This window comes from Paenibacillus sophorae (assembly GCF_018966525.1).
In the GTDB taxonomy this organism is placed as follows: Bacteria; Bacillota; Bacilli; order Paenibacillales; family Paenibacillaceae; genus Paenibacillus_AQ; species Paenibacillus_AQ sophorae.
Genome location: NZ_CP076607.1, coordinates 5,714,587 through 5,728,712, shown reverse-complemented (window position 1 = coordinate 5,728,712; position 14,126 = coordinate 5,714,587). Strand labels below are relative to the sequence as shown.

The window sequence follows — 14,126 nt, the reverse complement described above, 5'->3', positions numbered from 1 at the left end:
GGGAATAAAATGAGATATTTGAACACGGACAACATCAAGCAAATTGGGATTGAATGGGAGCAGACGATTGAGACGATCAGACAAGCTGTCACCACTTTGCATCAACAAGATGTCGCACAACCGATCAAGCCGTACCTGCGTTATCGCGACCCCGGCAACAGGATCATCGCGATGCCGGCTTTCGTAGGAGGAGATGTCAACATGGCAGGGATCAAATGGATCGCTAGCTTTCCGAAAAACATCCAGCAGGGGATCCAGCGCGCTCACTCGGTGACTGTCTTGAACGATGCGGACACAGGCAAGCCGCTAGCTGTTCTGAACACTGCCTTGGTGAGCGGAATTCGCACCGCATCCGTCACCGGATTGATCATTCAAAAATACGAAGAGTTGTATCCGCTGCAAGACGTGACTGTCGGCATTATTGGGTTTGGACCGATCGGGCAGTTGCACCTGCAAATGGTGACAGCCATCTTGGGAGACCGAATTTCCCAAGTCCTGCTGTACGACATCGCCGGGATCAAGATAGACCTGATCCCGGAGGCTATTAAGGATCGCACGGAAGTCGTGCAAAGCTGGGAAGAAGCGTATGGACAAGCGGATGTATTTATCACCTGCACCGTGTCTCCGAGCGGGTATATCGATCAAAAGCCGAAAGACCGCTCGCTACTGCTCAATGTTTCCTTGCGCGATTTCAAACCTGATATTTTGGATTATACCCAATCGATCATCGTGGATGACTGGGAAGAAGTTTGTCGCGAGAACACCGATATTGAATTGATGCATCTGCAACGTGGTCTGCAAAAAAGCGGCACGAAGTCGATCACCGAGATTGTATGCGAAGATCAAATGAAAGTATTCCCGAGCAACAAGCCGATCCTCTTCAACCCGATGGGTATGGCGATCTTTGATGTGGCGATTTCAACGTACTATTATCGAAAAGCGCTGGAAAGCAATGTCGGAACCGAGTTGACTGAATAGCACCATCTGTAAGGAAACAAACGAATGTAACAACAAGGTCAAACTATAATGTCATAGAGTATAAAAAGGGATTTTCTTAAGAATCGACTATTATGTAACTTATCTATAAGGTTCAAAAACCCAAAACCCTTGATTTTACTGTTATTTTCAGGTACCAACTTTAATGTCACTGAACAGAAAAGAGGTACAGCCGATCGATCTGGATGCTTATTCCGGCTTTGTTAAAAAGCATGCCGACATTATCGAGCATTATCTGACCGTGGATAAAATAGGTGACCCGGAGACAACCCTGCAAAACACCTATTACTTGGAGCATGCCGTCTGAGCAGGCCGATCCCTGATCACATTCAAAGTCCTCTCTGGGCCCTGCAGGAACTTGTAGAACTAGAGTTTGACATGATTGCGATAGGAGTAAGCGCGCTGTGATCCATTAGCCGGAAAAAGCGAATAGAGGATTTGAAAACATTTTTTCCCGGTACGGGGATAGATTATCTTTATGCTCTTGGATTAGGGAACGCCAGCCACAAGGTAGTCCACTTAACCCGCTTTTGGCGAAATACAATCAGTAAACAAGGCAGATTTATTAGTTACCAACATTAATGTAATTCAAAATATTGATGAATTACCCGAAATTTCTTGTAAGTACGAGATTTCTCAGTTACCAACTTTAATGTCACTAAACACTTTTGTCTGGTGTATAGAAACAAAATAGTTGTGAAGTAGACATTAAAGTTATGAAGTAGACATTAAAGTTATGAAGTAGACATTAAAGTTATGAAGTGATTTATTTTTGTCTGGTAACATTAATGTCTGGTGCTAAAATAGTTGTGATTCGCCGATAAGACCAATATTTAGATTATTACTGAATTACTATGCAAACAGTCCCGATGAGAAATTTTTCTACATCGGGACTGTTTTTTTATAATTAGTGAGGTGAAAATAATGACTTTAGGAGAAAAATTAAAAAGCATTCGGAAAATGAATAAACTAAATCAGGATAATTTCTCATCGTTAATTGGTATTTCACAGGGAACACTAAGCGAATTGGAAAAAGATAAATATAACCCCTCATTTAGAAACTATATTATCTATAAAAGCCAAATTTGATGTGAATCTTGAATGGCTGCTTCTCGATAATAAATCTAATATAGATGTTGGAGCATTTCGTGTACTGTTAGATGCCAATGAGTCTGAGTTAATATCACATTTTCGTGAATTAACCAGTGGTGACCAATATGAAATTAATGAGATAATAAAGTTGAAAATAAAGCGTTATAAAGATAAATGAATTGAAGCTATGAATCGACTTTTTATAAATTGGATATTATGTAGCAGCAGATTAACAGATGGATGATAACTGAGAAGATCCTTATAAAACTAAGGGCTGGGTAGTGTGTGGATGGATGGGCAAGTATTCAGAGAAAATAAAGTGCTAGACTCGGAAAATAAAGTCGTAGACTGAGAAATAACGTATTAGACGCTCATGTCGCTAACGCGTCACCATCAGATGATGAAAATAGGTAGATTGCGATATAATTTACTTACGGCTGGTGAAGGGAGGTCGGCAGTCAATGGTGCTTCGAGCCCGAGTATTAGACTGACCCCAACGACCAGGTGCACCACAGATTGTTGCTCCGTATGGGAAGCACGCAGGATAGAATAACCATATGTGGTAGTTGCACCAGTCCTTCGATTTAACTGCCGTAAGGAGAGTTGACGAATGGACGTTGTTTACAGTCATGTGTGCGGACTTGACGTTCATAAGAAGAACATCGTTGCCTGCACAATCACACCGAAAGGCAAAGAAATCCGAACATTCGAAACCATGACAGATGATTTGATTCTTCTAGCGGATTGGATCAAAGCCAATGGGTGCTCCCATGTTGCCATGGAAAGTACTGGCGCCTACTGGAAGCCTATTTACAACCTTCTTGAGCTTGAAGATATCGAAACCTATGTGGTTAATGCTCAGCACATCAAGAATGTCCCTGGACGTAAGACCGATGTGAAAGATGCCGAATGGATTGCAGGATTGCTGCGTCACGGCCTCTTGAAGGGAAGTTTCATTCCAAAGAGAGATCAACGCGAACTTAGAGAATTGATTCGGTATCGCCGAAGCCTAATCGAAGAACGTGCCCGAGAAGTCAGCCGTATTCAAAAAGTGCTTGAAGGTGCTAACATTAAACTTTCCTCTGTTGCCAGTAACGTGCTTGGAAAGTCGGGCTGAGCCATGATCGAAGCGATGATTGCTGGCGAGACGGATCCAGAGACGTTGTCGGAACTTGCGAAACGAAAGCTAAAAAGCAAGAAAAAAGATTTAAAGCGTGCTCTAAATGGATTGGTTGGTCCTCATCAAAAACTGATGCTGGCCGCTCAGCTTCGGCATATCGATTACCTAGACGATGAGATTGACGGATTAGACGATGAAATCAAGAAGCGTATGCTTCCTTTTGAGGAAGAACTAGAGCTCCTTGACACGATCCCTGGAGTGGCAAGACGGACAGCGGAGACCCTACTAGCAGAAATCGGTGTGAATATGGATCAGTACCCTTCTGCAGCCCACTTATGCTCATGGGCGGGGATGTGTCCGGGGCAAAATGAAAGCGCAGGAAAACGTTTATCTGGAAAAACGCGCAAAGGAAACAAGAAGCTTCGAAGCACACTCGTTGAAGCAGCCAAGGCTGCAGCTAGAACGAAAGAAACGTACTTATCTAGCCAATATCATAGAATCGCGGCCCGTCGGGGAGCCAATCGAGCAACTGTTGCGGTTGCTCACAGCATTTTATCAATGGCCTACTACATTCTTAAAAGGAAGCAACCTTACATCGAACTTGGCCCCACTTATTATGAAGAACGAAAGCGTGACGTGATCATCAGACACTCCATAAAAAAGCTTGAAGCATTAGGTGTATCAATTAAGATTGAACCAACGGCGTCCTGATTGCCTATTAGCCTATATGCATCTCTGCCCCCGGCGTATTTTATGCCTGCTGGAGGGTTACTTTTGTATTGCCTTTTTTGGGGCTACTCATAGAATGATATTTTCAGGATAGAATGATATTTTCAGGATAGACTGGAAGGCGTTTCATTAAGCTAACGGGCAGTTTAACGTGGAAACATATTTCACATACTTAAATTCCAGGTTATGGTAATGTAGAGTTAAATTTATGAAAAGTGTACAAGAGATGCAAGCGAAATGGCTGAAGAACCGTTCATCTTTCTAGCGTGTATAATATGTTTTCGTTAAGAATGGATGAATGTAAATAATACATATGGAGGTAATTAAGTTTGAGTACTCACTACTATCTCAGTTGGTTTAATAATTTTTTTCCAGAGAAGCTGGTCCATTGTTTGCATGAGGATATACAAGACAGAAAATCGCTTGTTATGATTAGCGCTGAACCGTCTCGTTATACAGGTGAGCAAATTAACATTGATGATGTTTCTGAATGTACATGGTTAAATCAGGCTAACATTATTTTTGATGAATATCATTTCATTGATTACCGCATGCAGAAGGAAGATGCCCAGCGATTAATTCACAACGCTTCTGTCATTTTTTTATGCGGTGGAGATCCTGTTTTGCAAAACGATTTTTTGGCGGATTATGAATTATCAAATGTTATTAAGAACAGCAATGCCGTTATAATGGGTGCCAGCGCCGGTGCGATAAACATGGCTGCAAAATGGTTATGCTTGAAAAACACTGGCAATGAAGTTGAAACAAGTACTATTTATGATGGTATTGGCTTTGATCATTTTGCCTATGAATCTCATTCTAAACGCGACTACGCTACGTTTGTTCAAGGCTACCTGTTCCCCTTGTCTGAAGAGATTGATGTTTATGCGGCAGAACAGGAGAGTGCAATGCGTGTAAAGGACGGCAAAATAGAAATAATGGGTCCTGTATATTTAATTTCCCACTCAAAGATTCAGAAATTGGTTGAGACGCTCTAATTAGGCTTACAGCGAATCATCTCAGGTTTTTAATATCCCCAGGACTTATTGTTGGGCAGAAATGATAAATTTTTTAGACCGCCTTCAATGGCGGTCTTTCTATGTCCGGCAGATGCTAGCTGCTCATTTTATTGAATTCTAACGGGACACGATACTTGAATAACTCATTGATGAGCAGGCGCTGCGGTAGCCTGCTCATTTTATTAAGCTATTGTCCCAACCAGCCTAATCATGGTTTAACAAGTAGGGAGGATAAACGGAATAGCTCTCGGGATCCAAGTCCCACGGGCAGAAACGTTCGATCCCCGGCTACCGCAAGCTTACAACCTCATAAAAAAAGGTCGACCAGAAAGATCTGGTGACCTTATAATACGAACGGGCAGGATAGCGAGCATTTGTGAGAAATCTATATTATACCGAGGGGGTCAAATATCCCTCTAAATGAAACATTATTATCGTCTATTTAGAGAAACTGAGTCTTAACTCGTAGGCAGAAAAGTTATAGTTTGAGGTACACAGTTTAACATAAAGTACAACCATTTGTTCATATGATGAAAAATGAATAAACAATCTGGGAATTTAAATGAATGGATAGCTTGGCGAGTTGTAAAAAGATAATTAGGGTTACTGGCCCGCCGCTTTCTCTATAAAAGTGGGGGAAGGTAACGAGACGGGAATGGGGTAACGGGATGACCGATTCCGCCAAATCGCCATCCGTCGTCTTTGACGACGTTTCGTTCCGCTATTTGGATCACGGCAACTGGATAGTAAAGGATATCAAATTCAGCATTACTCCGGGTGAATGGGTATCCATCGTGGGAGGAAACGGTTCGGGAAAATCGACCTTGGTCAAGTTAATGAATGGCTTATTGAAACCAAGTCTGGGAAAGGTGCTTGTTTTCGGTGAAAATATCGATCAGGGGAATATTCAAAAGATCCGTCAGCTGGTTGGGGTTGTTTTCCAAAATCCTGAAGAACAGATGGTCGGCAATACTGTCGAAGAGGATATCGCGTTTGGTTTGCAAAACTTAAGATTCCCGCGGGATGAGATGATTTCAAGAGTAGATCGTATACTGAGATTGCTGCAATTGGTAGAGTTGCGGAACCGCTCCGTTCGGACCTTGTCCGGCGGGCAAAAGCAATTGGTTACGATCGCAGGCATACTCGTCATGCATCCGCAAGTTATCATTTTTGATGAAGCTGCATCCATGTTGGATCCGCAAAATGCCGGCAAATTGCATGACGTTATGTCCGACCTTCATCGTATGGGATTCACCATCATCCAGGTAACGCATGATCCGGAAGACATCTTGAGGGCGGATCGCGTCCTGGTACTAAATCATGGACGTCTTACTTTTGATGGAGACGTCCTCACTTTAATGAAGCAATCCTATATTCTCGAAGAGGCCCAGACGCTTCCGCCGTTTCTGGTTCGTTTCAATAAAGCGCTTCGCAGTAAAGGTATGGACCTACCCGTATACTGCGGATCGGAAAAGGAATTGGCCAAATCCATATGGGAATCAATTTCCGCAAAGTAAGCTATACGCATGCCAAAAGATCACCTTTGGCGCATAAAGTGGTGAACGATATAACGTTTTCTATACCGGATGGACAATTTGTCGCGGTCATGGGACCTTCCGGGTCCGGCAAATCCACTTTGGGGCAACTGGCTGCTGGTTTATTACATCCGGATACGGGAACCGTAAGTGTGGACAATATCCCGAGGAACAACAGAAAAAGCCGTTCTGATTTCTTGAACAAAGTCACTTACGTATCTCAATACCCGGAGCATCAGTTGATTGAAGAAACGGTATTTCGGGATATTCGCTATGGGCTTCGCAGGATGAAGTATAATGATCAAGAAATAACGGTAAAAGTGAAAGAAGCGATGGAAAATGTAGGGTTGGGCTTTGAACAATATAAGGATCGCTCCCCATTCCAGCTTAGCGGCGGAGAAAAGAAACGGGTTGTATTGGCAGGGGCCATGATCCTAGAGCCAAAGATCCTAATATTAGATGAGCCGACGGTCGGACTGGATCCATTGACCCGTATGAAGTTTCTAGCTTTGCTGACCTTACTTCAACGAACACGCCTTATGACCATAGTCTTCATTACACATAATCTGCAGGATGCTTTGGAACATGCAGATCGTCTGGTCATTTTAAATCACGGACAATTGATCTATGATTTGAAAATAACCGAAATACGGTGTGTCCTTGAGGATCCCGATATTCCTTTATCTTCAACACCGTTACTACGCTTACAAAAGGAGCTTGAATCCTTTTTCCGTGGAAAAATCGATCCGGAGCTTGTTCAAGAATACAAGCTTCTCACCTTCATATCCGACCGACTCATGCGTACATAGGTGGTGGAGAATGAACAGCTTAGGCCCTTTATCCGCCCTCCAGTATATACCCGGCAATTCCTTACTGCACAGGCTTGACCCCCGCTCTAAATACGGGTTTGTTGTAAGTTATTCAATAAATCTTGCTTCTTCCCATTCATTAACAACGAGCTTGGTCTATACGTTTATCGCCTTATTGTTGTTTTTACTTTCCAAGCTTCACCTTCTTACAGTATGGAAAAATATTCGAGGGCTTGTAATCGTCCTGTTGATATTGAATTACTTTCAATTCCGTTTACATGGAATAGAAGCAGCCGCGCTGCTGACGTTGAAAATGCTTTCTTTTTTCCTGTTGGTGACGCTGATGTTATCCACTACGCCGCCTGAAAAACAAATGGAGGGGCTGCACAATTTATTGTCCCCTTTGCGACGCCTGGGAGTTAAGACAGAATCGTTTGTGTTTATGTTCACCATAGCTGTTGTCTATCTTCCGCTTCTCTTGGAAGATTTTATGCGAATCATGCAAGCACAGAGGGCCCGCGGACCACAACCCGGTAGATGGAATTTACCGGGCAGGGGCAAAGATATGTTCTTACTTTTGAACCCCTTACTTTTCATAATCTTCAGACGTGCCGAACGATTGTCGGAGGCCATGGAGTCCCGCTGCTATTGCCCCGGATGCGACCGAACCGCTTTTTATCAATTGAAGTTAGGCAAGCACGATATAATCGTGTTGCTCCTAGCCCTGCTGTTTGCATTTGTTCCTCTATACTTCGAATGACCAAAATAAGGAGGCCTTTGAACAATGCGTGAACCGTTTCTCAATTATTGGGCAAAATCGCTGCCGCAAATGGAATCCGGATCACTATTAGCCAGGGTTGGTGCAAATCAAACCAAATCAATCGTGACCATTGCCTTTTTAAGTGCCGTAACCGCATTATTCCAATCCGCGGGAGGTTTTTTACCAGGATCGGGATACTTGATCAGCCCTCTTTCTACCGCCCCGATTGTATTAGCGACTCTCATTTCATTTCGCTCGGGCCTTACTGCCTACACACTGAGCAACTTGTTATTGCTCCTCATCCAACCGAGCGAGTTAATCGTCTTTCCGTTTACAACGGGATTGCTTGGGATGGCACTCGGAATCTTCATTGCGCGCTCCAAAAATCGCATTCAGGTAGTCTTATTTTCCGCAATCGCGTTATGGGCTGGAATTACACTGGTGTTATATGCCTTTCGCTTTCCTTTGCTAGGACCGTCGGTCGCCATGAACTTTCGTATCGACACAACCGTATATGTATTTCTTTTTAGTCTGCTTTATAGCGGGATGTGGACGGAAATCAGCCTCCGGTTATTAGCGAGATTAGGAAAATCCCAAGCGAAGGCATAAGAAGGGGGGGAGTTTTTTGATAAAAGTTAAGGTTAGTTTACGGCCCATTGTTAGTAACATAAATTTACCCACAGTTTTGAAAACAACTATACTTCCAGGTGACTCCGTTGAAAGATTATTTATTGCAACCCAGGTAGGAGAGATCTTTTACATAGGAAACGGAGTTGTAAGGACTTTTTTAGATATTCGCCCGCGAATCATAAAACTAGGTGCTGCTGGTGGTGGATATGATGAACGGGGATTGCTGGGACTGGCGTTTCATCCCCAATTTAATTATAACGGTCTGTTTTATGTTCATTATTCAGTAGCTGGAACACAAGGTCCGGGTGCTCTTCCTGATACAGAAGCTGCAAGACAAGGACTTCCTGAATTTTTTAATCCTGACCCGTGTGACCCTAGAACCTTAAACCTAAAGTGGATAAACAGAGAAATTCGATATGACCATATAGATACAGTTGAAGAATGGATTTTACAGTCGAATGGCCAACCTCAAAAACGGCGGACATTACTTTATTTAAGAAGACCGTTTTTTAATCATAATGGTGTCAATAGCTTAAACTTTTCATCTGAAACAGGAAAACTTGTTTTGACAACCGGAGATGGTGGATCGGGCTATGATCCATTTAATTTAAGTCAGGATGATATGGAAATTTCCGGAAAAATTATTGAAATTGATGTAAATAAGAATCCATTTATCAATAATCCGCCCGTAGTCACACGCTTTCACGAGCTTCCCGTACCTATTCAGGAGACGCTTACGGTTATTGCCAAAGGGGTTCGCAATATACCAGGCATTTCATTTCAAAGGATCTATAATCAGTACATTAAATATGTGGGAAATGTCGGACAGGACTTAGCGGAGTCGATTTTTTCATTCGTTCATTATAAACCAATACCGGTTACTCAGCTTGTTCAAGCTTCTGTAATGAATTCTGAACTTGACCAAGAAGGATTTATTAATTTTGGCTGGCGGGGGTGGGAAGGTGCTTTTCCCACTTCGCTTATAAGGGGCTGCTCTACAAATCCGACTCTGGACGAGCAAACCATTGCTTATTACGATGAAGCAGTAAAAACTTCAGTGCGGCGTCTTCCGCCTCTGACCAGTTATTTTCATCAAGATCCTAGGCCCGATAAGTTTGGAGGAACTGCACTTACAGGAGTACAACCGTATATGGGGAATGGAATCCCCGATTTAACGGGAAGCGTTGTGTTTACTGATTTTGCCCGGAATGAAGCTTCTGGGCCACCGGTAAGTGGGGTTTTAGCGTATACCAGGGTAAGAACAGATGGTAAACTAAATGATTTTAGTATTATTGAAACCGATTATAATTTTGGGACCCAATCTGCTTATTATGCTAGTTTGGGAACGAATCTTGATCAAACCAGACTATATTTAGGGGTTTATGGCTCTATGAATGTGACTGATTTTAACCAAGGTACTGTTTTTGAAATTGTTCCATAAATCATAACAAAGAATTTATATAGTAGTGAAATTCCTTATTCAACTACCATGTAAGAATTTAATTTTCTTACATATTTTGTGGTGAAGCTCTACTTCATGTGTGGCTAACGGGTGCGTTGATCCAAGAAGGATTAACGCTTTTTTTGTTGAACTTTATTGAACTCCCTCGGGTACGATAGTTCAATAAAACAGCGGCAGGCTAGGATTTTATTTTCTCGTCCATGACTGCCGCTGGTTCGATTTTTGGGATTAGTCTCAAGACATCTCTGGACAAACTCTTTTATATCAGGTCTTGTCTCGATTCGTCTTCGAATTTCTATTTATTGGAACACATATTTCGCAAAAATCATTGTTAATCATTTCACCAGTGTATCTTTCTAAAACCGGTTTGTTGTCCATTTGATATCCGCTGTTTTGTAAGGCTGGAATAATATCCGCCCATGCTTTTTGAATATCCTCCGCTGTATGTTTGACTTTGCAAATCATATATTTTCCCTCGGAAAGTTCACTTACGCAAATGGAATCATCCATTGGATAATCCTTTGAAATGACGATACATGCATCATATTTACAGTGTTCAGGAAGTGTTGTTTCAGGGTTATCTTGTGGAATGCCGAGTATTATTGCCGATTCAGTAAGCAGATTTTTCTCTTTCGCCCATTTTTTTAACTTTTCCATGGCTTGAGTATTAGCAGGACCATAGGGACCAACTTGCCTCACATATGCAATGCGATAATTTGGAAGAGTTTCGACTTTAATATGCTGCATAGTTTCTTCTTCCTTTCTCTATTCATATTCAATACATTTCGAATGCTATCATGGTATAAAAATAGATTCATTCCTTTTTTAAAAATTACTTCCAGGGGCGATGGTTTGATGGAGCTTTATTTTAGAGATAATTTTTTTAATGCGGGTGTTACGGAAATTCTTAACGGACAGGGAGAAAGTGCCGGTCAAATTGATTTGAAGAGTGCTTTTGGCTCGGCGATCGATGTGTATGGGAAGGATGGACAACTGCTGTATAAGGGAAGCTTTCCGTTTTTTTCTGGAAAATGGGAGGTGACAGACAAGCGAAGGGGGACAGTTAGGCGTTTTGCGAAGCAGATTCTCCTTTTTCACCAAGAAATTCACCTATGAAACCGATGGGAGAGGAAGCTACGACATTACATCTCAGGCATTTTCGAGGGAATATGAGATGTCCGATGAATCGAAAATTGTGGCCGATTTTAAACAAGTGAACGGTTGGTTTTCCTCAGGCGCTTATATTCTGAACAATCAGAGCGATCATTTAGATACTTACGAGCTTGTGGCGGTGATTATGGGCATGCATGAAATTCAGAAAAGGCACCGCGATGCGGCCAATAGTTCAACCTAATCGCACTTGGGAGATGAGAGGTGAGCGGCCAACTTTTTCGAATAGGGACAGTAGATTTGAGAAAATAGAAGACCAGGGAAATTTTTAATTTCTCCTGATCTTGATCCTGAATAACGTGATTGAAGGCCCATTATTGGGCAAGGGGAACAACCAGTACGCTAACGGTGATTAGTTACTCTTCTCTCGCTTATTTTTCCCAGGTATTTCTCTATTCTATCGAATCCTTCATTAATATTATCCACGGAGGTAGCATAGGACAGTCTCACGTAACCTTCGCCCATAGCCCCAAAACAATCTCCAGGAGACACAACAACATGCTGATCCTTAAGAAGTTCTAATGCAAATTCATCTGAGGTTAGTCCCGTTTCTTTAATATTCATGAATACGTAAAATGCGCCTTTCGGCATTAGGCAGGACAAGGTATCGATGCTGTTGATTCGATCGACCATAATCCTTCTGCGCTGTTTATATTGATCATTCATATATTCAAGAGCGTCTTGGGGTCCAGTTAGCGCTTCAATCGCTGCATATTGTGCTGGAGTGTTCACGCATGATAACATAAATTCCTGTGTTTTTTGCATTTGAGAGATTACGTGCTTCGGACCTAAACAGAATCCGACCCTCCAACCTGTCATCGCGTATGATTTAGAGACGGAATCTACTATAATGGTTCTTTCTTTCATCCCGGGAATGCGGGCGATATTGAAAAAAGCTTCTTCATCATAAGTAAGATATTTGTATACCTCATCAAAAATCACATATAAATCATGCTGGGTGGCTATCCGCGCGATCATTTCTATCGTTTCCCGATCGGCCACGGCTCCCGTTGGATTGGATGGCGTATTCAATATGATGGCTTTGGATTTTGGGGTTATCGCTTCTCTTAAACCTTTTTCCGTAAAGTTGAACCCTTCTTCTTCGTACACCGGAACCGTAACAGGAATTGCGTTATTCATTTCGATCATTCCGTAATAATTGGTATAACATGGATCACTTACGATAACCTCATCTCCGGGGTTCGTAAGGACCAGAAGGGACAGGTAAAGCCCCTGCATACCCCCAACTGTAATCATGATTTCATCAAGCGGATTGTAACTAACTTTGTCAAAATCTTTAAAATGCGCGCTTACAGCTTCACGCAGAGGAAGAATACCGGAATTTGGCGTGTAATGAGTGTGGCCGTGATCCATGGCTTTTTTTGCAGCTTCAATAATATGCCCCGGAGTATCAAATTCAGGTTCGCCTATTACAAAACTAATCACATTATCCAAACCTTGTGCCATATCATACATTTTTCTGATTTTAGCCGGTTCGATGCTTGCGATCTTTGACGATAATTCTTTCATTATTAATCTCCTTCTGCTGCCGTGTAATCTTATCTGCGTATTGAAACCGCACCTTCCACACCTTTTTGTAGGTGACCGTCTAAATATTCGACCCCAATGGAGTCTAAGCCTTCTTTTAGTTCCGCAACCATTTCATCTTTCTTGTCTGGCAGCATACCGTGTACGGGTATTACATTGGATGTATGGAGACCGAAGAAATACGTATGATCTAAGTCCAGTCCACTTAACATTTCGATTTCCTCTTCAATATTTTGACGCAAGGTATTTTCTATAAAAAGCCCTTTTTTTACTTCTTCATCCAGCGGGCTGCCGGGATCCACGTGTAAAGTGGCAATAAAGATGAGCTTTGGTTTAACTTCATTTAGCAGTTTGCTGTTTGCTGTTGCGTTTTCACGTGTTTTCTCGCTGCCGGCTCCTCCGATGATAATATTTACACTAAAGTCTATGCCAGCATTGGTCAAACGCTTTAACTGCGCTTTCGCTTCATCCACGGTAAACCCTTTATTAAAATGTTCCACGACCTCTGGCATACCGGATTCCAGACCAATGTTGAGGTCATTAATCTTTAAAGCTCTTAATTCTTTAAGCTCATCATCTGTTTTATTTATGATGTTATTAACGGAGGCATACATCGCTATAGTCTCAACTTCAGGCAGAATTTCATTGATTTTAACAGCAATGGATTTCAGCCGGTCCGCACTTAGAGAAAAGGGGTCGGCATTAACTAAGAAAATACGGTTTACTCTAGGATACACTCGTCTCGCTTCCCGTAAATCCTGTTCGATTTGCTCCAGCGTTTCGACATGAAAAGGAACATCGCTATACATGGTGCAGAAGCTGCATTCATTATGGCTGCATCCTACAGTAACTTGTAATAATAATGAGTTTGCTTCAAATGGCGGACGATAAACGGGCCCGGTATATTTCATTTTAATCTCTCCTTTTTGTACGTTATGCTTATTTCTATAAGTTTACAATCATGCAGCTTTCTAAGGTAGTACGCACTTTAAAGTACGTATCGAAAACCAATTAGTAATATTTAGATAATAAACAAAACATTTCATTGGTAAATTTTAAATTGGGACTTATACTCTAAAAAGAAGCAGCAAAAGAACTATAAGAAATCACGAAACAAGTGATTGACCAAAGGCAAACTCGTTCGAAAGACGGGGACGCAAAGCCACGGGTCTACCGTTATAGGAAACTATAACCAGACAGCCGGGTTGCTCAGGCAGCTTGTTTTTTTGTGTGTTCTCACAGCAGAAGAAAGGAAG

General features: G+C 42.1%; 14 protein-coding genes, 1 pseudogene and 1 riboswitch. Of the genes and pseudogenes, 12 read left to right on the top strand and 3 right to left on the bottom strand.

Annotated features, from left to right (window positions below):
• Positions 1–9: 9 nt before the first annotated feature.
• From sbnB to KP014_RS27760, 10 genes and pseudogenes are all read left to right on the top strand, one after another.
• The gene (sbnB, locus tag KP014_RS27805; protein ID WP_036604894.1) at positions 10–978 is read left to right on the top strand and encodes a 2,3-diaminopropionate biosynthesis protein SbnB; all 969 of its coding nucleotides are present in this window, start codon (positions 10–12) and stop codon (positions 976–978) included.
• Positions 979–1,141: 163 nt separating this feature from the next.
• Complete coding sequence (locus KP014_RS27800) at positions 1,142–1,303, top strand: hypothetical protein (protein WP_175491913.1); 162 nt, start codon at positions 1,142–1,144, stop codon at positions 1,301–1,303.
• Positions 1,304–1,920: 617 nt separating this feature from the next.
• Positions 1,921–2,085 (top strand): helix-turn-helix transcriptional regulator, encoded by a 165-nt coding sequence (locus KP014_RS28970; RefSeq protein ID WP_343223033.1) that lies wholly within the window; start codon positions 1,921–1,923, stop codon positions 2,083–2,085.
• A gap of 613 nt (positions 2,086–2,698) precedes the next feature.
• Positions 2,699–3,919: pseudogene (locus KP014_RS27790) on the top strand (IS110 family RNA-guided transposase).
• A 347-nt stretch (positions 3,920–4,266) separates the two neighbouring features.
• Positions 4,267–4,935: a Type 1 glutamine amidotransferase-like domain-containing protein gene (locus KP014_RS27785; protein WP_036596323.1), complete on the top strand. Its 669-nt coding sequence runs from the start codon at positions 4,267–4,269 to the stop codon at positions 4,933–4,935.
• 689 nt (positions 4,936–5,624) lie between these two features.
• Positions 5,625–6,473 carry an ATP-binding cassette domain-containing protein gene (locus KP014_RS27780; RefSeq protein ID WP_036596320.1) on the top strand — a complete coding sequence of 283 codons (849 nt, stop codon included), beginning with the start codon at positions 5,625–5,627 and terminating at the stop codon, positions 6,471–6,473.
• Entirely contained in the window at positions 6,449–7,300 is an 852-nt protein-coding gene (locus KP014_RS27775) for an ATP-binding cassette domain-containing protein (RefSeq protein ID WP_051500172.1), read from the top strand. The genes KP014_RS27780 and KP014_RS27775 overlap by 25 nt, the downstream gene beginning before the upstream one ends.
• Before the next feature lie 10 nt (positions 7,301–7,310).
• Positions 7,311–8,060 carry an energy-coupling factor transporter transmembrane component T family protein gene (locus tag KP014_RS27770; RefSeq protein ID WP_036596319.1) on the top strand — a complete coding sequence of 250 codons (750 nt, stop codon included), beginning with the start codon at positions 7,311–7,313 and terminating at the stop codon, positions 8,058–8,060.
• Positions 8,061–8,084: 24 nt separating this feature from the next.
• On the top strand, positions 8,085–8,669 hold the full coding sequence (locus tag KP014_RS27765; RefSeq protein WP_036596316.1) for a YybS family protein: 585 nt from the start codon (positions 8,085–8,087) through the stop codon (positions 8,667–8,669).
• Between the two features lie 16 nt (positions 8,670–8,685).
• A complete protein-coding gene (locus tag KP014_RS27760; protein ID WP_036596315.1) occupies positions 8,686–10,131 on the top strand; it encodes a PQQ-dependent sugar dehydrogenase in 1,446 nt (481 codons plus the stop codon).
• A gap of 285 nt (positions 10,132–10,416) precedes the next feature.
• Here the strand turns inward: KP014_RS27760 and KP014_RS27755 are convergent, their stop codons facing one another.
• Positions 10,417–10,899, bottom strand: coding sequence for an AraC family transcriptional regulator (locus KP014_RS27755; protein ID WP_051500171.1), 483 nt, complete (start codon positions 10,897–10,899; stop codon positions 10,417–10,419).
• Between KP014_RS27755 and KP014_RS29285 the strand changes: the two genes are divergently transcribed.
• Both KP014_RS29285 and KP014_RS29280 read left to right on the top strand, forming a co-directional pair.
• Complete coding sequence (locus KP014_RS29285) at positions 10,891–11,268, top strand: hypothetical protein (protein WP_343223032.1); 378 nt, start codon at positions 10,891–10,893, stop codon at positions 11,266–11,268. The genes KP014_RS27755 and KP014_RS29285 overlap by 9 nt on opposite strands.
• 58 nt (positions 11,269–11,326) lie before the next feature.
• Positions 11,327–11,506, top strand: coding sequence for a hypothetical protein (locus KP014_RS29280; RefSeq protein WP_343223031.1), 180 nt, complete (start codon positions 11,327–11,329; stop codon positions 11,504–11,506).
• A 158-nt stretch (positions 11,507–11,664) separates the two neighbouring features.
• On the opposite strand, the gene KP014_RS27745 is transcribed toward KP014_RS29280, so the two are convergent.
• Positions 11,665–12,852 (bottom strand): pyridoxal phosphate-dependent aminotransferase, encoded by a 1,188-nt coding sequence (locus KP014_RS27745; RefSeq protein ID WP_036596313.1) that lies wholly within the window; start codon positions 12,850–12,852, stop codon positions 11,665–11,667.
• A 29-nt stretch (positions 12,853–12,881) separates the two neighbouring features.
• The gene (locus KP014_RS27740) at positions 12,882–13,781 is read right to left on the bottom strand and encodes a radical SAM protein (RefSeq protein WP_036596311.1); all 900 of its coding nucleotides are present in this window, start codon (positions 13,779–13,781) and stop codon (positions 12,882–12,884) included.
• 209 nt (positions 13,782–13,990) lie between these two features.
• Positions 13,991–14,083: riboswitch (cyclic di-GMP riboswitch) on the top strand.
• Positions 14,084–14,126: the final 43 nt, after the last annotated feature.

What these genes read in the sequence shown, in the direction of transcription:
- KP014_RS27755 (WP_051500171.1), bottom strand. Translation starts at nt 10,899, where the DNA reads ATGCAGCATATTAAAGTCGAAACTCTTCCAAATTATCGCATTGCATAT.
- KP014_RS27740 (WP_036596311.1), bottom strand. Translation starts at nt 13,781, where the DNA reads ATGAAATATACCGGGCCCGTTTATCGTCCGCCATTTGAAGCAAACTCA.
- KP014_RS27765 (WP_036596316.1), top strand. Translation starts at nt 8,085, where the DNA reads ATGCGTGAACCGTTTCTCAATTATTGGGCAAAATCGCTGCCGCAAATG.
- KP014_RS29285 (WP_343223032.1), top strand. Translation starts at nt 10,891, where the DNA reads ATGCTGCATAGTTTCTTCTTCCTTTCTCTATTCATATTCAATACATTT.
- KP014_RS27800 (WP_175491913.1), top strand. Translation starts at nt 1,142, where the DNA reads ATGTCACTGAACAGAAAAGAGGTACAGCCGATCGATCTGGATGCTTAT.
- KP014_RS28970 (WP_343223033.1), top strand. Translation starts at nt 1,921, where the DNA reads ATGACTTTAGGAGAAAAATTAAAAAGCATTCGGAAAATGAATAAACTA.
- sbnB (WP_036604894.1), top strand. Translation starts at nt 10, where the DNA reads ATGAGATATTTGAACACGGACAACATCAAGCAAATTGGGATTGAATGG.
- KP014_RS27770 (WP_036596319.1), top strand. Translation starts at nt 7,311, where the DNA reads ATGAACAGCTTAGGCCCTTTATCCGCCCTCCAGTATATACCCGGCAAT.
- KP014_RS29280 (WP_343223031.1), top strand. Translation starts at nt 11,327, where the DNA reads ATGTCCGATGAATCGAAAATTGTGGCCGATTTTAAACAAGTGAACGGT.
- KP014_RS27780 (WP_036596320.1), top strand. Translation starts at nt 5,625, where the DNA reads ATGACCGATTCCGCCAAATCGCCATCCGTCGTCTTTGACGACGTTTCG.
- KP014_RS27745 (WP_036596313.1), bottom strand. Translation starts at nt 12,852, where the DNA reads ATGAAAGAATTATCGTCAAAGATCGCAAGCATCGAACCGGCTAAAATC.
- KP014_RS27775 (WP_051500172.1), top strand. Translation starts at nt 6,449, where the DNA reads ATGGGAATCAATTTCCGCAAAGTAAGCTATACGCATGCCAAAAGATCA.